Source organism: Rhizobium sp. BK049 (genome assembly GCF_014193135.1).
Lineage (GTDB): Bacteria > Pseudomonadota > Alphaproteobacteria > Rhizobiales > Rhizobiaceae > Rhizobium.
In genome coordinates this window covers 26,976-46,333 of record NZ_JACHYV010000015.1, presented here as the reverse complement: position 1 = coordinate 46,333, position 19,358 = coordinate 26,976, and the positions used below count along the sequence as shown (strand labels likewise).

The following is a 19,358-nucleotide window of genomic DNA, read 5'->3' as shown; positions in this document are numbered from 1 at the left end:
CACTCCCCTGCATGAACGAGACAGGCAATGCCCCCAGCAGAAGCTCAGGCCCTATCACCGAAAGAGATGCGCAAGCGGCCGCTGGTCGTCATGCAATCGGTTTCCAAAGTCTTCTCCAGCGGAACCGTAGCCCTTTCGAACATGTCGCTGACCGTGGAAAGCGGTGAGTTCATCAGTCTGCTCGGTCCGTCCGGCTGCGGCAAATCCACCGCGCTGCGCATCATTGCCGGCCTCGGCAATGTGACCTCGGGCGCGATCGACTGGCCGAGTTCGCGCATCAACTCCAAGGGTCTCCCTGAGGGCGATATCAGCTTCGTCTTTCAGGAGCCGACGCTGATGCCCTGGAAGACCGTCTTCGATAACGTCCATCTGCCGCTGAAGCTGAAACATGTTTCGAAGGCTGCGGCGCACGATCGGATCCTGGAGACGTTGAGCACCGTCGGGCTTCAGGATTTCGCCAGCGCCTATCCGCGCGAACTCTCCGGCGGCATGAAGATGCGTGTGTCGATCGCTCGGGCGCTCGTGACCAGGCCGAAGCTCCTGTTGATGGATGAGCCCTTCGCAGCACTTGATGAGATCACCCGCCAGAGGCTGAACGACGACGTGCTGCGCCTCTGGAAGGTGACCGGCATCACCGTCATCTTCGTCACCCATTCGGTCTTCGAATCCGCCTATCTCTCGAACCGCATCGTCGTGATGAAGGCAAGGCCCGGGCGCGTTCATGCCGACCTGCCGCTGACGACCAGCCTTGAACGCGATGCCCATTACCGCACTTCGGAAGAATACCGCAGAGCTTGCGAGACGGTCTCGCATTCGCTGATCGGGGCGATCAACGCGGTGGAGGACCATCGATGAGTGACGAACCGGCCGCAGCGCCGCTGCTTGTCAAAACCACTGCAAGCGCCCGGAGCCGCGATCTGGCGTTGCGCATCTTGATCCCCCTGCTGGTGATCGCGGCGCTGATCCTGATCTGGTCTGCATATGTCAGACTGTCCGGCGTGCCGCCCTATATCCTGCCGGGCCCGGCCGCGGTCGCAAGTGCCTTCGTGACCGATTGGGGCACGCTTGCCCCTGCCCTCTGGGTCACCACCAAGATCACGCTGGTATCGCTGATGCTGGCGCTCGTCGGCGGCGTCGGCTTTGCGATCTTCCTCGTGCAATCGCGCTGGATAGAACTCGCCTTCTATCCGCTCGCGGTCATTCTTCAAGTCACCCCGATCGTGGCGATCTCGCCGCTGATCCTGATCTATGCGCCGTCGACGCAGGTGGCGCTTCTCATCTGCGCCTTCCTCGTTGCCTTTTTCCCGATCCTTTCGAATATGGTGCAGGGGCTGAAAAGCGTCGACCATAATCTCATCAACCTGTTCGAGCTCTACGGCGCCTCGCGCTGGCAGACGCTGCTCTTTCTCAAGCTGCCGGCCGCCCAACCCTATTTCATGACCGGTCTCAGGATCGGCGGCGGCCTGGCGTTGATTGCAGCCGTCGTCGCCGAGTTTGCCGCGGGGTCGGCGGGCGCCGGCTCCGGCCTCGCCTTCCGGCTCCTCGAAGCGCAATACCGGCTCAATATTCCGCGCCTCTTTGCGGCGCTGCTGATGCTCTCGCTGCTCGGCGTGGCGATCTTCGCCGTCACCTCCTTCATTTCGTGGCTTGCCCTGCACCGCTGGCACGAGAGCAGCCTGAAACGGGAAAACTGATGACCTATTCCTTCATTTCACCGCCCAATGCCGGCCGCTTCGTGCTGAGCAATGCGACTCTGCCTGCAGCTGCCGTCACCGGTTATGACGCACCTGCCGTCGAGGGGCTCGTGCGGGCCGATATCGTCATCGCCGACGGTGTGATTTCCGCCCTGTTGCCGCCCGGCGGAGCGCCCGCCGAAATTGCGAAATCCGACCTCAAGGAAGGCATGGTCTGGCCCTGCTTCGCCGACATGCATACGCATCTCGACAAGGGCCACATCTGGCCGCGCAACGCCAATCCGGACGGCACGTTCCCGGGGGCATTGGAGGCCGTGCGCGCAGACCGCGAGGCAAACTGGTCGGCCGCCGACGTCAAGAAGCGCATGGAGTTCTCGCTGCGCTGCGCCTACGCACACGGCAGCAGCCTCATTCGAACCCATCTCGATTCCCTTGCGCCGCAGCACCGCATTTCATTCGAAGTCTTTGCCGAAATGCGCGATGTCTGGAAGGACAGGATCGCCTTACAGGCGGTGGCGCTGTTTCCGATGGAAAACATGGCGGACGCGGCCTATTTCGCCGATCTCGTCACTGTGGTCCGCGAAAAGGGCGGGCTGATCGGGGGTGTCACCCGGATGAGCGGCGATCTCGACAGCCAGCTCGACATGTTGTTCAGGGCTGCGGCTGATAATGGCCTCGATGTGGACCTTCATGTCGACGAGACCGACGATCCGGCTGCGGAAACCCTGAAGGCGATCGCGCAAGCCGTGCTGCGCAACCGCTTCGGCGGCAAGGTGACGGCTGGCCATTGCTGCTCGCTCGCCCGCCAGGACGAGGAGACGGCAAAACGCACGGTGGATCTCGTCGCAGAGGCCCGTCTCGCCATCGTCTCGCTGCCGATGTGCAACACGTATCTGCAGGACCGCTATTCCGGCCGCACACCGCGCTGGCGCGGCGTCACACTTTTCCACGAACTGGCGGCAGCCGGCGTCGCAACGGCTGTCGCCTCCGACAATACCCGCGACCCCTTTTATGCCTATGGCGATCTCGATCCGGTGGAAGTGTTCCGCGAGGCGGTCCGCATCCTGCATCTCGACCATCCGCTGGATACGGCCGCACGGGTTGTCACCACCTCGCCGGCCGATATTCTCGGCCGACCGGATATGGGGCGCATCGCCGTCGGCACTGCAGCTGATCTCGTGCTCTTCAGTGCCAGGCGCTGGAGCGAATTTCTTTCCCGTCCGCAGTCCGACCGCGTCGTCCTTCGACGCGGCAAGGTGATCGACCGCAGCCTGCCGGACTATCGTGAACTCGACAGCGTCGTTGGAGCCTGACATGCCGGATTATCAGACGATTAAAAAGAAACTCGAAGGCATCGCCATAGAAGACAATCCGGCGCTGGTGCGCCAGAAGAGCCGTGATTTCTACTGGTATTCGCCGATCCTGAAGGCGCAGCTCGACAATGTGACGGCCGATCTCGTCGTCACGCCGAAAAACGAAGAAGAGGTCATCCGGACGCTGAAGGTCGCCTTCGCGCATGGCGTGCCGGTCACGCCGCGCGGCGGCGGCACCGGCAATTACGGCCAGGCGATGCCGCTTTCCGGCGGGATCGTGCTGAACCTTGCCGCCATGGACAAGATCAAGGAAATTCATCCCGGCCGGGTGATCTGCGAGCCGGGCATCATCATCGCCCAGCTCGACAAGCAGACCAAAGCTCATTCCGGCCAGGAACTGCGGTTCCATCCCTCGACGGCGCAGATGGCGACGGTCGGCGGCTTCATCGCCGGCGGCTCCGGCGGCGTCGGCTCGATCACCTGGGGCGGCTTGCGCGATCTCGGCAATATTCTGCGCCTGCGCGTCGTCACCATGGAGGCCGAGCCGCGCGTGCTCGATCTCACCGGCTGGGATCTGCAAAAGGTCAGCCATGCCTACGGCACCAACGGCATCATCACCGAGATCGAAATGCCGCTGGCGCCCGCCTATGATTGGGTCGATGTTCTCGTCGGCTATGACGACTTCATGGCCTGCGTGCGCTTCTCCGATGCGCTTGCCAAATGCAACGGCATCCTCGTCAAGGAGATCGCCCCGATCGCAGCGCCGATCCCGTACGACTATTTCACCCGCCACAAGCACTATATCCGCAAGGGGCAGTCGGTGGTGGTGCTGATGATCGCGCCGCATGCGATGGATGCCTTCCTCGCCTTCACCTCGGCCCACAAGGGCGAAGTGATCTTCCGCTCCGACAAGGTCGAGAGCATGAAGGGTATTCCGCATGCCTATGAACTTGCCTGGAACCACACGACGTTGCGGGCGCTGAAGGTCGATCCTGGGTTCACCTATCTGCAGGTTCAGTACCCGGGGCCGGATCACGTGGCCAAGGTTGCAAAGATGGTGGAGATCTTCGGCGACGAGGTTCCCGGCCATCTCGAATTCATCAAATTCGACGGGCAGATCCAGTGCTCCGGCCTTCCGCTGGTGCGCTATACCACGGAGGAGCGCCTTGAAGAAATCATCCGGATCCACCAGGATCACGGCTGCCCGATCTTCAACCCGCACCGCTACACGCTCGAGGAAGGCGGCATGAAGCGCACCGACAAGGTACAGCTTGCCTTCAAGCATGAAACCGATCCGAAAGGTCTTCTGAATCCCGGCAAGATGATCGCCTGGGAGAACCCGGACTTCGATTTCAATGCCGGCAAGAACTATCTCTTCCCCGGCCTTGCGGGCCTCATGGAGGCCTCATGAGGGTGCTCGTGCTGCATTCGCATCCGGTGGAGGAAAGCTACGGCAAAGCGCTCTATAAGCAGACGCTGGAAAGCCTGCGCAAAGCCGGCCATGAAGTGGACGGATGCGATCTCTACGCCGAGAATTTCGATCCCGTTCTCTCCCGGCATGACCGGCTCGCCTATCACGACTACCCCGACAATATCGCGCTGGTGAAACCCTATGTCGAGCGGCTGAAACGGGCGCAAGGGCTGGTCCTGGTCACGCCGGTTTGGAATTTCGGCTTCCCGGCGATATTGAAAGGTTATTTCGATCGCGTCTGGCTTCCAGGCGTTTCCTTCGAACTGATCGACGGCAAGGTGGAATCGCGGCTGCGCCATATCGGCAAACTCGCCGCCGTGCTGACTTATGGCGCGACGCCGTTCCGCGCCTTCGTGGCTGGCAACCCGCCGAGGAAGATCGTCAAGCGCGTGCTGCGAGCGCAGATCAACCCGCTGCGGCCGGTCACCTTTCTTGCCCATTACGACATGAATAATTGTACCGAGGAAACGCGGACACGGTTCCTGCAGAAGGTGAAGAGCGCGATGGAGCGTTTCTGAGCATGCGGAAGGACTGTCCGCCGAAACACCTGGTTCAGGCAGGGATTTCCGATGAAGAAGGTTTTTAACCCGATCTCCGTCCGCCGCCCATTCGGGCATTACAATCACGGGCTGCTGGTGCCTCCGGGCGCCTCCCTGCTCGTGACCTCGGGCCAGCTCGGCATCGCCCCCGACGAGGCGGTACCGGAGGATATCGGCGCACAGGCGGAACTCTGCTTCGAAGCCATCAAGGCAATTCTCGCCGAGGCCGAGATGAGTTTTGCCGACGTTATCCGCATCTCCGCCTTCGTGACGAAGCGAGAGGATTTCCCAGCCTACATGGCCGTGCGTGATCGTTACACGCTCGATCCGAAGCCGGCCTCGACGCTGATCATCGTCGGCGGATTCACCCGCCCGGAATTCCTCGTGGAAGTCGAAGTCACGGCCGCCAAGGTGTTTTGCTGAAGCGAGCCGAACGCCTGCCTCCCCGTCAGTCGCTGCTTCAGTTGCCTGCGCCCGATTGCCTAAAGCGCGTCGCGCTCGTAACGCGGCGTCCAGCCGCGCGCCATGCCGCGGCTCATCAGTCGTTCGGCCAGCGCCAGTTGCCGGCGCAGATGCTTGCAGTCGTCGAGCAGCGAACGGATCGCCGCCTTGGCATCATCGTCATGCCAGGCGAGCACGGCTTCCACTTCCCAAGCATCATCGGGTTCCAACTGATCAGGCTTGGCCTGACGGGATTTCAAAACCGGCCGCATCAGTTCAGCGCCAGCGGCAATTGGACCGGGCGCGGCAGAGGCGGCAGCGGCCGGCTGAGTTCCACCTTTTTCTGCCAAGCGGCGCGGCGCTGCTGATCCCGCTCGCGGGCGGCGCGAGAGGCTTCGACGAGGGCAAGGGCGTCGGCGATCACCTGTTCCGCATGTGTCATGACCATCTCCAATGTTCCTGTTTTGTTCTAATTTAGACCTTTAGCTGAAGAAGTCAAGTGCGACGACGAGCGTGTCTTGGAAACGGGAACTAGGATGCGCCGCTGGTCAGAATGCGGCCGCTGGTCAGTCGGCGGCTTCTATGACGGCGATGCCCGCCTCCTGCGCAGCCCTGATGAAGACGGCGCGCACATGATCCGGCGAGAGATCGCCGGTAATCGCATCCAAGCAGGCCTTGACCGCTTCGAAATATTCTTCGCCGTCATCCACCGGCCAGTCACGGAGCAGCGTTCGCGCGGCATCCCACACTGAGTTGATAACGGCATAATGGCCGAGCCCCATGGAGGCCAGGCCTACCGGTCGAAAATTTGCCGTCTGTCTCACTTTGCTACAGCTTTTCCTCATTTCGGCGAGCTAACCGATACTTTGCAATTAGCATGCCGTTGGCAGCGGCCTTCGATCCTTGGCACCATGACCGTGAAAGACACGTCTCTCCCGGCGGGATCCGGCAGGCGACGCTTGAAACGGGAAACGTCTGAAGCTTCTCGAGGGGTTCCGGAACTCTCGCTATCAGCATTAAACGACCGATTATGGTAAATATCAGACTGAGCTCATTACACCCACTCATTAAAATCACCAATATCCATGCATATTCTATCGGGCGTGCAGCAACGCGTTGCCTTCTCGGAAGCAACGCCTGGCAACGATCAGGCATTGATTGTCCCGAAGGTGGACGGGAATGAATCCAGATCGTACAATGCCATCTCTTGCACGCGGCGGATCTGGGAGGACGCGCGATGCCTATCTTCATGGACCGGCACTACCTCGAAGGAACGTCAGCCGCCGAGGTTGCCCAGGCGCATCGCATGGATATCGACATTCAGGATCGATACGGCGTCAAGTTTCTGACTTATTGGTTCGACGAGCGGCGCGGTACGGCCTTCTGTCTGGTGGATGCGCCCGATGTCGAAACCGTCCACTGCGTACATCGCGAAGCGCACGGTTTCGTCGCTAATGAGGTCGTCGAGGTGGCTCTGTCGGCTGTCGAGGCCTTTCTCGGTCGCATCAATGACCCCGATCCGGCCCCGGGCCAATCCGCGCCGCGGATGGATCCTGGCCACCGGGCGATCCTGTTTACCGATATTGTCGGCTCGACCGAGATGACGGCGCGCCTCGGCGACCGCATGGGGACGGAGCTGGTCAGGGCGCATGACGCGATCGTGCGCCGGTGCCTCGGCAAAAATTCCGGCCGCGAAGTGAAGCACACCGGCGACGGCATCATGGCCGCCTTCGCGGAGACGACCGCAGCCGTCGAATGCGCCATGGCGATCCAGCAGGAATTCCAGCATTACAACGGCAGCAAGGCCGAGCCGATCCATGTTCGCATCGGGCTCGATTGCGGCGAGCCGGTCGAGGACAGCAACGACCTCTTCGGCTCCACAGTGCAGCTCGCAGCCCGCCTCTGCGCGGCCGCAGCCAGTGACCAGATCCTCGTGTCGGAGAATATATTCCGGGAATTTGGCGCCGGCGACCTCTTTGCCCACGCGACGCGCCGGCGCATCAAGGGATTTTCGAAGCCGGTGCTGGTCTTCCGCTGCGATTGGGCGGGTGCCAGCCTTGGCTAAAGCGCGTCGCGACGGGGGCGACGCGCATAGAGCCGGTGAAATCCGCTGAGACTGTTGCGGCATTCCGCGGCGCCGCGGCCGGTTATGACCGGAGATTCGCAACGGGACGCGTCGCTTATGACGTGGCGGCACGCCAGCTCAGATCGTCACGAACAGACGTGGTTCTTCAAGCATTGCCGACGTTTCGATCGCCCATCCCCTCGAATTTGGGGCCGCTGTCGAGCATGCCAGACATCTTCAGAAAACGGCGGAAATTCTCGCGCGCGGCGCTCAGAGGAAATGCCCCCTTGGCGGTATCCCTGCACGCCTTCAGCAGAGTGTCGTATGCCAGACCTCGCTTGTCCTGCGGCCACTCATCCAGAAAATCGAAGATTTCGTCGAGACTTTTGATCTCGGCGACGAAATGCCGACGATGAAGAAAAACCGGCTCGAACCGAGCTTCCGACATAGTAACCTCCCATTTATATTACTTTTTTATGGAACAATATTACTGAAAATCGCCGATTTGTTCAAGGCGAAATCGCGATTAGTTCGCTAGAGAACACTATGAACTTCCTTCCATAATCGCAGAATAGCTCGAGCAGATTATCGGGATTGCAGGATCACGAGGGACGATCGCTCGATGATCGAAGCCATTTCCTATCAGATCAGCGTGATCACTCTCGCCGGTCCTCGCATCTGGTTGTATCGGCATGATAGATTGCCGAGACAAACCTCAGGAGAAGCTCAGATGACCCGATTCCTCACATTGGTCGCAACCGGCGCGATGATCGGTTTGTCCACGCTCATGTCTTCCTGTAACACCTCGCCATCGAGGCAGGACCGGGAGGATTTTCAGTATCAGCGGGATACTTCGAGGAACCCAGCCTGCGCCGGTGGCTTCAGGCCCAGCAATGCTCGCTCGTGCAGCTATTGAAAGACCGGTTTGCCGATCAGAGGTTTGGCGCATCAGGAGGCTTGGAAACAGCCATTGCCGAGCGGTCGATCTCCTGCATAGCCAACAGAAACATTGGAAACACCGTGAATTCCATGCCGAATAGAGACTTCCTTGAGTTCCACGCATTGCCGCTGGACACCATCACTGGGATTATCGACAGAGCCGGCCAGCTTGCGAAGCATTAGGCGGACCGCACGATGCCACAGTCGCTGCTGGGCAAGCGAGTTGGTGTTATCGCCGACGACACGGGATGGCGGAACACGGCGGCCTTCGATCTCGGCGTCAAGGCCATGGGCGGCGTCTGCGTGCAACCGCCGATCAGCTTCAACACCCGCGAGGCCACAGCGGACCTTGCGGGCTATCTCGATAACTGGTTCGATCTTCTCGTCGTCAGGACGAAGGAACTCGCTACCTTGCAAGAGCTCGCGGCAGTCATGGATGCGCCTGTCATCAATGCCCGGACAAGACTAAATCATCCATGTGAAACGCTCGGCGATCTCGCCTATATCAAGAGCGTCAGGGGATCACTGGAAGGCCTCAAGGTCGCCGGGATCGCGCCGGATGCCAACATTCTTCGTTCCTGGGTCGAGGCATCGAAATCCATGCCCATCCGCGTCGTCCAAGTCTATCCGGAGCGCTGGCAGGTGACCGATCCCAATCTCCTGAACCAGAATTTCGAAACCAGCCGGGATATCCGGGATGCCCCTGCAGCAGACGTCATCATCACGGACTCGTGGCCGAAAGACGCGAGAGAAAACGAGCTGATCGAGTATCAAGTAACGGCAACGCTCCTCGATAAGGGACAGCGCGACATGATCTTTTTGCCATGCCCGCCAGTCGCAAGAGGGCAGGAAGTAACCGTCGACGCCATGTTGCACCCTGCCTGCCAAAGCCGTCCCGCAAAAGCATTCCTGCTTCACGCCCAGAATGCGCTGATGGAGTGGGCGACATCTTGACGATCGGGCGTTGCGCCTCGACGTGATCCGGCTCGCGACCCTCAGCGCGCACGAATTTTCCCAGTCTCTGAATTGTGTCGTTTTCGCATCACTTTCCGTAGGGTTGTAAATTCCCTCTTGGCAAGGGCGAATAGCTTCGCTACAAAACGCTACCGCTTCAGATCGAACAAAGGGAGGCGTTGAATGACATCAGCGATCATCGTAGCCCTCCCGCGTGGTATGTCCCGACGCTAGGTCATATCCGTTCGCGGCCCGCCTTAAGCGCGCCCGACATGCGGTTTTTCCATCTTTCATAGCCCGATTGATCTGACGGGATCACTTCGTCTTCCGCGCGGGCTGTGCCTTTCAACTCTCGATTTTGAGGACCGGTTTCCGATACCGGCCGGGCTGGTTAAAATGACTCGCAAGAAGCTCGATTTCCGCGCCGATGCCTATCGTCACGTGCTCGGCTTTGTTTTTCATCATTGGCGCCACCGTGCTGTTCTGGTGGGCGTTATCATTGTGTTGGTTGCCGCCAGCACGCTTGCCGAGGTCATGGTGCCGGTGTTTTCGGGCCGGATCGTCGATGCCATTGCCGGCGGTCACGCCGCCGACGGTGCGCTCAGCGCCTTCGTCGTCGTCGTGGTGCTCGGCCTCACCAGTGTCGTGCTGCGCTGGTTCATATTCAACGGCATCATCCGGCTGACGCTGCGCATCATGGCCGATGTGGCCAATAACGGTTTCCACAAGGTGCAGCGCTTCTCGACCGACTGGCACGCCAATAGCTTTGCCGGTTCGACGGTGCGTAAGATCACTCGCGGGATGTGGGCGCTCGACTTGCTCAACGACGTGCTGCTCGTCGCGCTGCTGCCGTCCCTCGTAATGCTGGTCGGCGCCAGTATGGTGCTCGGCAGCTACTGGCCGGTCATGGGCCTGATCGTGGCTGCAGGGTCGCTGGTCTATATCGGCGTGACTGTAGCGCTTTCCATGGGCTTCGTGTCGCCGGCGGCAAGGCTTGCCAATGCCTGGGACACCAAGCTCGGCGGCGCGCTCGCTGACGCCATCAGCTGCAATTCGGTAGTCAAGGCCTTCGGGGCTGAAAACCGCGAAGAGGCCCGCTTGCGCCACGTGCTGGGCAAATGGGACAGCCGCACGCGGCGGACATGGAAGCGCGGCACCTTGAGCGGCACGATCCAGGGCCTCATGATGGTATCCATGCAGGCCGGCATTCTGGGGACGGGCCTGATCATGTGGCGGCAGGGGCTGGCGAGCGCCGGCGACATCACCTTCGTGCTGGCGATGTTCTTCGTTTTGCAAGGCTATCTGCGCAATGTCGGCCAGGACATCCGCAACCTGCAGCGCGCCGTCAACGACATGGAGGAGCTGGTACTGCTCGACAGGATGCCGCTCGGCATCGAGGACAAGCCGCACGCCAAGCCGATCACGATCGGCGCGGGCGAGATCGTCTTCGATCGCGTCACCTTCCAATATGGCGCTCATCCCGACCCGCTTTACGAGGATTTTTCGGTCACCATAAAACCCGGTGAGCGCGTCGGCCTGGTCGGGCATTCGGGCTCGGGCAAGACGACTTTCGTCAAGCTCATCCAGCGCCTCTATGACGTGAACTCGGGCGCCATTCGCATCGACGGCCAGGAAATCGCCGAGGTCAGGCAATCGAGCCTGCGCGGTCAGCTCGCCATCGTGCAGCAGGAGCCCATCCTGTTCCACCGGACGCTTGCGGAAAATATCGCCTACGGCAGGCCGAACGCCTCGCGGCGCGAGATCGAGCAGGCGGCGAAACAGGCCAATGCACACGGCTTCATCATGGACCTGCCCAAGGGCTATGAGACGATGGTCGGCGAACGCGGCGTCAAGCTGTCGGGCGGCGAGCGACAGCGTGTCGCCATCGCCCGCGCCTTCCTGGCTGATGCCCCGATCCTGATCCTCGACGAGGCGACGTCGAGCCTCGACAGCGAAAGCGAGGTGCAGATCCAGCAGGCTATGGAACGGCTGATGGACGGCCGCACGACGCTTGTCATCGCCCATCGGCTGTCCACGGTGCGGGCGCTGGACCGGCTGCTGGTGTTCGACAAGGGCAGAATCGTCGAAGAAGGCGACCACCAGGCGCTGATCCGGCTCAACGGCGGCATCTATCGCCGGCTGTTTGAGCGGCAGGCGCTGGAACTGACCAAGGGCCTGGTGGCATAAACCGCCTTCTCCTTCGATATGTGCCTCAGTTGTGCGCTTAAGCGCCGATGACTACCCTCTCCCCGTTTCAAGGGGAGAGGGAACGTGCAAACGCAGCGTCGAAGTCGGGAGAAGCCGATGCGGGAGGCTCAATGCTCCGCAGCGAAGCCCGCCATCAGCGGATGAGGCTCAGGACAAAGCGAAGATCCTGACCTCTCTGCCGATGCCCTGAAGCTCCGCCATTCGTGAGGCCGATGTGACGCCGCTGTCGCGCAGGATCTCCGAGACATTGGCGTCTTCGACGATCGCCTCGGTCGTCATGATCACATTCGGGTCGGCAAGGCCCTGGACGCGGGAGGCGATATTGACCGTCTGGCCGAAATAGTCCTGCCTGTCGTTCAGGTTGACGGCGAGGCACGGTCCCTCGTGGATGCCGATTTTCAGCAGGAGGTCTTCACTGCCGTGTTCGGTGTTCAGCCGGCGCATCGCCTCCCGCATCCTGAGCGCCGCCGCCACCGCCCGGTCGGGGCTCGGAAAGGTCGCCATCACCGCATCGCCGATCGTCTTGACGACGGCGCCGGCCTCGGTGGCGACGATCTCGTGAAGGACCCTGAAATGCGCCCGCACCAGATCGAACGCGGCAAGATCGCCGACGCGCTCATAGAGCGCGGTCGAGCCCCTGAGATCGGTGAAGAGGAACGTCAGGCTGGTGATCTTCAGGCGCTGGTCGACGTCGAGCGTATCCGTCCGGTAGATGTCACGGAAACTCTGGTTCGTCAGCAGGCGCTTGGCCGTCAGAAATGGCCGCCTGCGGCCCAGGAGGTCGTGCAGCTCATCGCCGGCAATGCAGACATTCGGCACCACCCGGCGATCCGTGTGGTTCTCGAGAGTGAGCCGCAGCAAGCCGGGACGTAGCGTCACGGTTTCGTTCAGAGCATGCCCGCGGCTGATGACCATCGAGAGGTTCTGGCGCTCGTCGGTGGGTTCCCCCTGCACATCGATGAACTGGGCCGAATGGGTCACCGCATCGAAGATAATGACGAATTGCGCCGGCAGCTGCAGCGACACGAAGGCCTTCTCGCCCGGGGCCAGCTCGATCAGTTCTAGCAGGATGCGGTCGAACCTGGCTTCGAGGTCCTCCGGCAGGTCGACGCCGGAGCTGAAGAAAATCTGGCGGTAATATTCGAGAGGCGGCAGCCGGTCTGGCTCGTGGGCGGCAATCCTGCGCACGCGCGGACTGACCGTGAAGGTGACCTCGACCATCTCGTCGAGGGTCGGTTCGTATCCGGCTGCGCAGAGGGCGCAATGATAGGTGTCCTGATTGACCCCCTTGAGGGTTGCGCCGCTGTCAAGGACGCCGCCGCATCCTGGGCAAAGCACGTTCCAGGTCATCTCAAAGGCGCCGATCCGGGCTGCATGCAGAAAGGCGGCGATGGTCTTTTCTGCATCGAGATGATGCTTATCGGCGAAAGCGAGCGCATTGATGCGATTGAGATCGCGATCATGGCCATGCTTCACGACATTTTCGATGCACTCGACCGTCTCAGGGTCAGCCGCCTGTCGCAGGCTGGCAAAAAGCACGTCCATTTCGCTCATCGGACAAGTCTCTGTGCTGACAATACGGCTCATGACGTCAGTCCAGGGATGATAACACGGGACATTCCCAATAGAAATCGACCGGGCCGGATGCCGCTCGCCACCGATAGGCCGGGTGCGGCGGCGTCCGAAAACCGGACGGGATCGTCCGTTTTGCAGTTGCGCCACCACCCGCGAAAATCGGTGGATCTCGCGCACAAAAAGCGAGCTTCACCGCCCCCGCTTCCGCTACAGTCACTCGTTTCGGCCTCTCGGGCCTGGTCGCAAAGGAGAAACGATGGATCGTCTCGTCGGCGCGGATGAAGGGGCTCGATCGGCAGATCGGGTTGACGAGGCCGCTCGTGCGGAGGGTCTTGCGCGGGATATAACCGCCATCAAGATCGGCGACTGTCTATTGGGCTACAAGGCGGTGCAGCGCCGCATGCGGGGCGGCCGCTGGAATCATTTCCGCGGCCGAATGCGCGAGATCGAGAAATTGATCCGGCATCGTCATGGCGAGATCGTGCCCGAGGCGGATGACGGCTTGATCTATGTCGAGGTGATCGCCGGTCTTGCTTTTGTCGAGTTCGGGGAAGGCTTTGTCGAGGTGATCGCCGGTCTTGCTTTTGTCGAGTTCGGGGAAGGCTTTGTCGAGGTGGTTCTCAGCTGGGCGGCGCGATGGCTGCCGTGGGCTCAAAAAGCCGTGATCGAGGAAATCATCTATGAGCGGACGAGAGTGCGCTTTTCTCCTCTGACCGCCGATGCGCTCGGTCACGCCCTGCATCTGAGCTACGCCGAACGCAGCGCGCTCGACATTCGCACCATCGGCGCCTTCGACGTGCCGAAGGCGAAAAGAGCAAAACTGCAGAAGGAAAAGCGGCGCCAGCGCGAACGAACCCGAAAGGAAGAGCAGCGGCGGGCCGCCGGCGCCGTTTCCAGGGCCGAATATCTCGACAACTCTCTCAGCGCAGCCCGCCCCTGGGAGGCCTTCGGCATCAGCCGCCGCACCTGGGAGCGCCGCGGCAAACCGATGCCGGAGCCAATGCCAGACGGCGCGCCGATTTCGCTGGCCGCTTAGCGCTGCGGCATTTCCCCTATTAGCGAGGCGGCCCGAACCAGGTGCTCATCGCTGCGTCGAGGCCATTCCCGGATCCCTCGCCCACCCATGCCACGTATCCGTCAGGCCGGATCAGCACCGCAGTCGGCGCCGCAACCGCCCCCAGCGCCGGCAGCACCCACGGCCCATCATAGCTGGCCTCGACCAGAGGCACGCGGCTTGACCATGGCCCGGTGTCGAGGCTGCCGCGCGAGGCGAGGTTCAACAGCACCGGTCTCGCCTCTCTCAACAGGGTAAAGAGATGCAAGGGGCCGTCCGGCGTGACCAGATCGAGATCAGGGATGCGGCGGCCGAGCAGCGGATGCCCCTCGCCGAAGTCGTATCGGATGCCAAGTCCGGACATTTCGGCAGCGATCTTCTTGCGCGCCTCCTCCAGCCCAAGCAGTTCCAGCACGACCTCTCTGAGAGCCTCGGTGCGATCATCGGTCCGTTGCAGCGCGACCTGGGCCATCGTCGTGCGCAGCACGCGGGCGGCGACCGGATGGCGCTCCGCGTGATAGGTGTCGAGCAGGGCTTCGGGCGATATGCCCTTCACCACCTGGGCAAGCTTCCAGCCGAGATTGACGGCATCCTGCACACCGGTATTGAGGCCCTGCCCGCCGACCGGCGAATGCACATGCGCGGCATCACCCGCCAGCAGCGCCCTGCCTTTGCGGTAGACCTCCGCCTGGCGCGACATATCGGTGAACCTTGATATCCACTTCAGGCCGTGGATCCCATAATCGGTTCCGCAGGCGGCGATCAGCGCTTGCTTGAGATCGTCAAGCGTCGGCTCGCCTGTGCCCCCGGCAGTCTTTTCCGTGACCATGACATTGATCGGACCTTCGCTGGCGAAGACCACCTTGCCGTCGCGGATTTCATATTCCTCGCGGCCGAAGGCATGCATGCCGAGCGCCGTGCGATGGACTCCGAGCGGCGGCTCTTCCTCCATCTCAGCCTCGGCGAGAATATTGCTGGTCGTCGCGTCCCATCCCGGAAAGGCAATGCCCGCCAGCTTGCGAACCAGGCTGCGGCCGCCATCGCAGCCGACGAGATAGCCTGCGTGCAGCGACGTACCATCGGAGAGTTCGAGGGTGACGCCGGCCTCGTCCTGCTCGAAATCAGTCAGTTCGCGGCCGCGATAGATCGTCACCGGCAGTTCGCCGACCCAGCCGGCGAGGATGCGCTCGATATGCTTCTGCCGCAGGGCCAGCCCATAATTGTGCCGCGTCGGGAAATCGCTGATATCGAGCCGCGTGACCGCAAAGCCAGTGACCTGGGCGATCTGGCCTTCCGCCAGGAACCGATCGACGATGCCGCGCTGGTCGAGAACCTCGAGCGTGCGCGAACTCAGACCGCCGGCACGCGAACCGACGATCTCCTGGTTCTCGCGCCGCTCGACGACGGCGACATCGACACCCGCCAGGGCCAGTTCACCCGCCAGCATCAGCCCCGTCGGCCCTCCTCCCGATATGATGACCGCATGTTCTTTCATCCGCGAACTCCTCTGTTCACACTTCCGAGCGAAAAATCCGCCATAGCGGGCCAACCCGGCGCGTTGACCTTCCCCAATTTCGTGATCCCTGTTCGGGTGCCGATTTCCCCTGTCGCAGGTTGTTCCCCCTATAAATAAAAGCTCTATAATGGTGGGAAGGACTTGCGACAGAATTTCTGCCTTGCTTTCAAAGCCCTGTTGGTTGCCGCTTGCGCGCTGTTTCGCGGTGGAGCGCGGGCGTTGAAACACGACCGGACCGGGTAGGCGCCGGATCCGACAGAGCGCCCATCTTTCACCATTCGTTCCGGAGGACCGATCAAAAAGCTGTCGTGACGCCTCTCACTGCGGAGCTGTCGCCTTTTGCGGAATGGTCTCAGTCGCCGGTCGCTCGGACGGATCGGCGGGATGGCCATAGAGCGTATAAACGGCGCCCGCCAGGATGCCGAGGACGAGAAGAGCGAGCACATAAGACATCATTCCGCGGATGGCCGTTTTCGGTGTTCTGTCCATCAGGGGGACCTCCAAGATAGATCAGGGTCAAAGTCGATGCGGGTGCATTTGGTTCCGAGAATGAAAGTCTGGGGCGGCCCGTCTGCATTTGCACGGAAGGCGATTCAGATCACCAATCTCGATTCTAATTTGCAGCGCTTGGAAATCCTTCCGATCCGAGGGAAGATCATCCCACGCTAACCTGGGGGTTCTCATGGAAAATCACGAGCCGTTTCTGCGAGAAGCGATTGCGCTCTCGAAATCCGCGATGGCAAACGGCGACGAACCGTTTGGCTCCGTCCTTGTAAAGGACGGCGAGGTCATCCTGCGCGCCGAAAACAGTGTCTTCACCGGCCACGATATGACAAACCACGCCGAGATGAATCTGGTTAAACTGGCGGCGCGGCACCACGACCCTGCTTATCTCGCCGACTGCACGCTCTATACCAGCACTGAGCCCTGTGCGATGTGCTCCGGGGCGATCTACTGGTCGGGCATCGGCCGCATGGTGTTTGCGTGCTCGGAAACGCGGCTCGGCGAGATTGCCGGGATCGGGTTGAATGTACCCAGCCGGGCGGTGTTGCAGACCGGCGCGCGTTCCGTCACGGTGGTTGGCCCGACGAACCTCGAAGACGAAGCCGCCGAAGTTCACCAGGAATTCTGGCCGAAGCATCTGGGCAAGGTTTAGGCCCAGGGCTCATTGATTTGCGCCGGAAGATGACGGCGGCTGCGATTCATTTGGACGAAAAGAAGATGTGGGCGCATCTGTTCTGGCGGGTGGCAAGCCGACGCCCATCCTTGACCGTTGCAAAGGCTCGCTCAGCAAAAACACATCACCGATCGCAGCCTCCTTTGGGAGGGAGCGTCGGGGTTCGTGGGCTCGATGAGCGAAGTCAGGAGAACGGGAGCGGCGAAAGATCACCGCCAAACGGAGATCCACCCCGCCACAGTGCCGCCATAGAATTCGGCCCAATCATCATTGTATAACAGGCGGATGCGAAGAATGAGATTGATGCTTCTCCTTGCTGCGGCCCTATTTCTGACAGCGGTGCATGCCCAAGCCCAAGTTTACGCGCCGTATGATGGATACGACGAATACGACGGCTATGGCTATGATGACCCTTACAGCCCCTATCCCCCTCCTCCCTACTACGAGCCAGAACCTGACTATGGGGAGCCCTTGCAAGAACGTCGGGAGCCATCGACGCGAATTGGTAGAGGAACCATCGTCATCGCCACGCGTGAGCACACCCTTATCTACACGACGTCAGCGGGTGAGCAGTTTGCTTACCCCATCGCCGTCGGCCGCGAAGGCAAACAATGGTATGGGACAACGCGGGTGGTGTCGAAACGACTGCATCCCGAATGGCGGCCAACGGCCAGCATGCGCCAGAAAAATCCAAGGCTCCCAGCGGTGGTCAAACCCGGGCCTGCAAATCCGCTCGGAACGCGCGCGATCTACCTTGCCGACGGACTGCTGCGCATCCATGGCACCAACGATCCCTCCTCCATCGGCACCAATGCATCAAGCGGATGCTTTCGGATGTACCGCGAGGATGTGGAGGAGCTTTACGACATGATCCGGCCGGGGACCCGAGTGATTGTTCAGCGGTGATCGAATGCCTTCTATCCAACACCGTACTGGAACCTAGGCGATGCACTCAAGTTCATGCTCGCAAGCGATGCGCAGAAGCGTTTCGCCATCCGCCTCGATCTCCTCGGATAAACGGATCGCCTCTTCACCGCCGGCGGCACCACACCCTCACCCTAACGGCTTTGCGACGCTCCGCATCAACGCATTAAACCCGGCTTTGTTGGAGCGGAAGCGGCGGCTGGAATCGACCCATTTCTGTCAATCGGAGCTAGTTCGTGGATTCCAGAAAGCTGCCGCTTATCACAACAGAGCGATGCCAGCTTCGCTACCGGCGCTGTTCCGAGCCAGACAGCCCCTGCGGCGAGGCAGGTTTTCCGCTTATGGGGCTTATGCCGCACTTGGCCTTCGCAGCCTGCCACGCGCGTTGGAAGAAACGGATTTCTGTGGCGATGGTTTCGCGGAACGGATCGGTTTGGTTGAAGTAGTCGCGATCCAGACCGAGCTTTGCACCGTCTGCATCGCCCTTGTAATAGGTGCCGAACAAATGATCCCAGATCGGGAAATAATTGGCGAAATTCTTGTCGTGATGTTCCCGCACTCGGGAGTGATGGACGAAGTGGTCGCGTGGTGACTGGATCACGTATTTGCCAAACCAGCCATGCCAGGGAATGGCACTGTGCTTGACCAGACCAATGGCGTTAAAGGTGATGGTCACGACGGCGAACTCGGCCGTTGGCAGGCCAATAAGCAGCGCCGGAACGACCATAATGGCCATGTTTATGGCCTTCTCCAGCGGATGCTCCCGCGACGAAGTCAGCCCGTTGAACTCTTCCGCTGCGTGGTGAAATTCGTGCAGCCGCCATAGCACGGGCAGCCGGTGTATCAACCTATGCTGCCAATAGCTCAAGAAGTCTGTCAGCACTAGGAACAAGAGGACATGTGCCCAGCCTGGCAACCTCCGGCCAAGGTCCAGGTGGGGGGCATCCTGAGCCGCGCGGGTAATGGCATAGGACAGACCAAAAGATGCGAGCGCTGCAAATAGCGTAATCATTCCCGTCGCCTGAAGGACGAAATAGACGATGTCGGTAATTGTGGATTTGCTGCGTTCGAAGAAAACCCGACGGAACCCGGAATTGCCGAACCCCACATAAGTGAGTTCCACCGCGAAAACCGTCAGAACCAGGCCAATGGAAATGGCGAAACTGAGCGCCATTGCCTTACCATTCAGATAATAAGTATTGTAAAAAAAGCTTCCAAGCTTGTGCAGGCAGTATTCGACCAGCACCATGGCACTGCTCCAAACACGAACCCGTACAGCTTAGTCCTGACGATGCGCTTTTGGCAGATTGCTCAAAGGACGATCGGGGCGTCCTTTTTATGTATACCAGTGGTCGAGGTGCAGTCCCGGGAGGCATGCAAGAGGGTAGAGGAGCACTGCGAAAAAATTTCAACTGGCCGAAAGGCTCATAATAAAGAACTATCATGACGCGAACAAAAGGCTATATACGGTTCGATGCGCGTTAGCAT

At 60.7% G+C, this 19,358-nt stretch carries 19 protein-coding genes and 2 pseudogenes; 12 read left to right on the top strand and 9 right to left on the bottom strand.

Annotated features, from left to right (window positions below; genetic code table 11):
- Positions 1-27: 27 nt before the first annotated feature.
- From FHT70_RS16830 to FHT70_RS16805, 6 genes are read left to right on the top strand one after another with little or no spacing between them, the layout of a single operon-like run.
- Entirely contained in the window at positions 28-855 is an 828-nt protein-coding gene (locus FHT70_RS16830; RefSeq protein WP_085778108.1) for an ABC transporter ATP-binding protein, read from the top strand.
- Positions 852-1,694: an ABC transporter permease gene (locus FHT70_RS16825; protein WP_183703176.1), complete on the top strand. Its 843-nt coding sequence runs from the start codon at positions 852-854 to the stop codon at positions 1,692-1,694. Before FHT70_RS16830 ends, FHT70_RS16825 begins: the two co-directional genes overlap by 4 nt.
- Positions 1,694-3,007 carry a cytosine deaminase gene (locus FHT70_RS16820; RefSeq protein ID WP_183703173.1) on the top strand — a complete coding sequence of 438 codons (1,314 nt, stop codon included), beginning with the start codon at positions 1,694-1,696 and terminating at the stop codon, positions 3,005-3,007. Before FHT70_RS16825 ends, FHT70_RS16820 begins: the two co-directional genes overlap by 1 nt.
- A 1-nt stretch (position 3,008) precedes the next feature.
- Positions 3,009-4,418 carry an FAD-binding oxidoreductase gene (locus FHT70_RS16815; protein ID WP_183703170.1) on the top strand — a complete coding sequence of 470 codons (1,410 nt, stop codon included), beginning with the start codon at positions 3,009-3,011 and terminating at the stop codon, positions 4,416-4,418.
- On the top strand, positions 4,415-4,996 hold the full coding sequence (locus FHT70_RS16810; protein WP_097598558.1) for an NAD(P)H-dependent oxidoreductase: 582 nt from the start codon (positions 4,415-4,417) through the stop codon (positions 4,994-4,996). Before FHT70_RS16815 ends, FHT70_RS16810 begins: the two co-directional genes overlap by 4 nt.
- Positions 4,997-5,047: 51 nt before the next feature.
- The gene (locus FHT70_RS16805; protein WP_183703167.1) at positions 5,048-5,440 is read left to right on the top strand and encodes a RidA family protein; all 393 of its coding nucleotides are present in this window, start codon (positions 5,048-5,050) and stop codon (positions 5,438-5,440) included.
- 59 nt (positions 5,441-5,499) lie between these two features.
- On the opposite strand, the gene FHT70_RS16800 is transcribed toward FHT70_RS16805, so the two are convergent.
- The 3 genes from FHT70_RS16800 to FHT70_RS16790 form a co-directional block, all read right to left on the bottom strand.
- A complete protein-coding gene (locus FHT70_RS16800) occupies positions 5,500-5,730 on the bottom strand; it encodes a hypothetical protein (RefSeq protein WP_183703164.1) in 231 nt (76 codons plus the stop codon).
- Positions 5,730-5,900: a hypothetical protein gene (locus FHT70_RS16795; protein ID WP_176536259.1), complete on the bottom strand. Its 171-nt coding sequence runs from the start codon at positions 5,898-5,900 to the stop codon at positions 5,730-5,732. The genes FHT70_RS16800 and FHT70_RS16795 overlap by 1 nt, the downstream gene beginning before the upstream one ends.
- A gap of 124 nt (positions 5,901-6,024) precedes the next feature.
- Positions 6,025-6,282, bottom strand: a complete 258-nt coding sequence (locus FHT70_RS16790; RefSeq protein ID WP_085778099.1) for a DUF982 domain-containing protein — start codon at positions 6,280-6,282, stop codon at positions 6,025-6,027.
- Positions 6,283-6,695: 413 nt separating this feature from the next.
- On the opposite strand from FHT70_RS16790, the gene FHT70_RS16785 reads away from it, so the two are divergent.
- Complete coding sequence (locus FHT70_RS16785; RefSeq protein ID WP_085778098.1) at positions 6,696-7,523, top strand: nickel-binding protein; 828 nt, start codon at positions 6,696-6,698, stop codon at positions 7,521-7,523.
- Positions 7,524-7,689: 166 nt separating this feature from the next.
- Here FHT70_RS16785 and FHT70_RS16780 read toward each other — a convergent pair whose 3' ends face one another.
- Complete coding sequence (locus FHT70_RS16780; protein ID WP_183703161.1) at positions 7,690-7,971, bottom strand: DUF982 domain-containing protein; 282 nt, start codon at positions 7,969-7,971, stop codon at positions 7,690-7,692.
- A gap of 581 nt (positions 7,972-8,552) precedes the next feature.
- Between FHT70_RS16780 and FHT70_RS16775 the strand changes: the two are divergent.
- A pseudogene (locus FHT70_RS16775) lies at positions 8,553-9,416 on the top strand (ornithine carbamoyltransferase).
- Between the two features lie 396 nt (positions 9,417-9,812).
- The gene (locus tag FHT70_RS16770; protein ID WP_183703158.1) at positions 9,813-11,603 is read left to right on the top strand and encodes an ABC transporter ATP-binding protein; all 1,791 of its coding nucleotides are present in this window, start codon (positions 9,813-9,815) and stop codon (positions 11,601-11,603) included.
- Positions 11,604-11,771: 168 nt separating this feature from the next.
- Here the strand turns inward: FHT70_RS16770 and FHT70_RS16765 are convergent, their stop codons facing one another.
- Positions 11,772-13,178 (bottom strand): adenylate/guanylate cyclase domain-containing protein, encoded by a 1,407-nt coding sequence (locus FHT70_RS16765; protein ID WP_183703155.1) that lies wholly within the window; start codon positions 13,176-13,178, stop codon positions 11,772-11,774.
- Between the two features lie 277 nt (positions 13,179-13,455).
- On the opposite strand from FHT70_RS16765, the gene FHT70_RS16760 reads away from it, so the two are divergent.
- A complete protein-coding gene (locus FHT70_RS16760; RefSeq protein WP_183703153.1) occupies positions 13,456-14,235 on the top strand; it encodes a hypothetical protein in 780 nt (259 codons plus the stop codon).
- A gap of 19 nt (positions 14,236-14,254) precedes the next feature.
- Here the strand turns inward: FHT70_RS16760 and FHT70_RS16755 are convergent, their stop codons facing one another.
- Both FHT70_RS16755 and FHT70_RS16750 read right to left on the bottom strand, forming a co-directional pair.
- The gene (locus FHT70_RS16755; RefSeq protein WP_183703151.1) at positions 14,255-15,748 is read right to left on the bottom strand and encodes an FAD-dependent monooxygenase; all 1,494 of its coding nucleotides are present in this window, start codon (positions 15,746-15,748) and stop codon (positions 14,255-14,257) included.
- A 339-nt stretch (positions 15,749-16,087) separates the two neighbouring features.
- On the bottom strand, positions 16,088-16,258 hold the full coding sequence (locus tag FHT70_RS16750) for a hypothetical protein (RefSeq protein ID WP_183703149.1): 171 nt from the start codon (positions 16,256-16,258) through the stop codon (positions 16,088-16,090).
- A gap of 193 nt (positions 16,259-16,451) precedes the next feature.
- Here FHT70_RS16750 and FHT70_RS16745 point away from each other — a divergent pair, with 193 nt between their 5' ends.
- Positions 16,452-16,925, top strand: a complete 474-nt coding sequence (locus FHT70_RS16745; protein WP_183703147.1) for a nucleoside deaminase — start codon at positions 16,452-16,454, stop codon at positions 16,923-16,925.
- Positions 16,926-17,240: 315 nt separating this feature from the next.
- Positions 17,241-17,852 carry a L,D-transpeptidase gene (locus tag FHT70_RS16740; RefSeq protein ID WP_183703145.1) on the top strand — a complete coding sequence of 204 codons (612 nt, stop codon included), beginning with the start codon at positions 17,241-17,243 and terminating at the stop codon, positions 17,850-17,852.
- Between the two features lie 39 nt (positions 17,853-17,891).
- Here the strand turns inward: FHT70_RS16740 and FHT70_RS30360 are convergent.
- Positions 17,892-17,987: pseudogene (locus FHT70_RS30360) on the bottom strand (ATP-dependent DNA ligase); the annotation flags it as partial.
- A gap of 169 nt (positions 17,988-18,156) precedes the next feature.
- The gene (locus FHT70_RS16735; RefSeq protein ID WP_183703143.1) at positions 18,157-19,119 is read right to left on the bottom strand and encodes a sterol desaturase family protein; all 963 of its coding nucleotides are present in this window, start codon (positions 19,117-19,119) and stop codon (positions 18,157-18,159) included.
- Between the last annotated feature and the right edge of the window lie 239 nt (positions 19,120-19,358).

Coding starts and splice junctions, on each gene's coding strand:
- FHT70_RS16820 (WP_183703173.1), top strand. CDS start 1,694: ATGACCTATTCCTTCATTTCACCGCCCAATGCCGGCCGCTTCGTGCTG.
- FHT70_RS16750 (WP_183703149.1), bottom strand. CDS start 16,258: ATGGACAGAACACCGAAAACGGCCATCCGCGGAATGATGTCTTATGTG.
- FHT70_RS16785 (WP_085778098.1), top strand. CDS start 6,696: ATGCCTATCTTCATGGACCGGCACTACCTCGAAGGAACGTCAGCCGCC.
- FHT70_RS16760 (WP_183703153.1), top strand. CDS start 13,456: ATGGATCGTCTCGTCGGCGCGGATGAAGGGGCTCGATCGGCAGATCGG.
- FHT70_RS16755 (WP_183703151.1), bottom strand. CDS start 15,748: ATGAAAGAACATGCGGTCATCATATCGGGAGGAGGGCCGACGGGGCTG.
- FHT70_RS16780 (WP_183703161.1), bottom strand. CDS start 7,971: ATGTCGGAAGCTCGGTTCGAGCCGGTTTTTCTTCATCGTCGGCATTTC.
- FHT70_RS16745 (WP_183703147.1), top strand. CDS start 16,452: ATGGAAAATCACGAGCCGTTTCTGCGAGAAGCGATTGCGCTCTCGAAA.
- FHT70_RS16770 (WP_183703158.1), top strand. CDS start 9,813: ATGACTCGCAAGAAGCTCGATTTCCGCGCCGATGCCTATCGTCACGTG.
- FHT70_RS16815 (WP_183703170.1), top strand. CDS start 3,009: ATGCCGGATTATCAGACGATTAAAAAGAAACTCGAAGGCATCGCCATA.
- FHT70_RS16765 (WP_183703155.1), bottom strand. CDS start 13,178: ATGAGCGAAATGGACGTGCTTTTTGCCAGCCTGCGACAGGCGGCTGAC.
- FHT70_RS16740 (WP_183703145.1), top strand. CDS start 17,241: ATGAGATTGATGCTTCTCCTTGCTGCGGCCCTATTTCTGACAGCGGTG.
- FHT70_RS16800 (WP_183703164.1), bottom strand. CDS start 5,730: ATGCGGCCGGTTTTGAAATCCCGTCAGGCCAAGCCTGATCAGTTGGAA.
- FHT70_RS16795 (WP_176536259.1), bottom strand. CDS start 5,900: ATGACACATGCGGAACAGGTGATCGCCGACGCCCTTGCCCTCGTCGAA.
- FHT70_RS16830 (WP_085778108.1), top strand. CDS start 28: ATGCCCCCAGCAGAAGCTCAGGCCCTATCACCGAAAGAGATGCGCAAG.
- FHT70_RS16825 (WP_183703176.1), top strand. CDS start 852: ATGAGTGACGAACCGGCCGCAGCGCCGCTGCTTGTCAAAACCACTGCA.
- FHT70_RS16810 (WP_097598558.1), top strand. CDS start 4,415: ATGAGGGTGCTCGTGCTGCATTCGCATCCGGTGGAGGAAAGCTACGGC.
- FHT70_RS16735 (WP_183703143.1), bottom strand. CDS start 19,119: ATGGTGCTGGTCGAATACTGCCTGCACAAGCTTGGAAGCTTTTTTTAC.
- FHT70_RS16805 (WP_183703167.1), top strand. CDS start 5,048: ATGAAGAAGGTTTTTAACCCGATCTCCGTCCGCCGCCCATTCGGGCAT.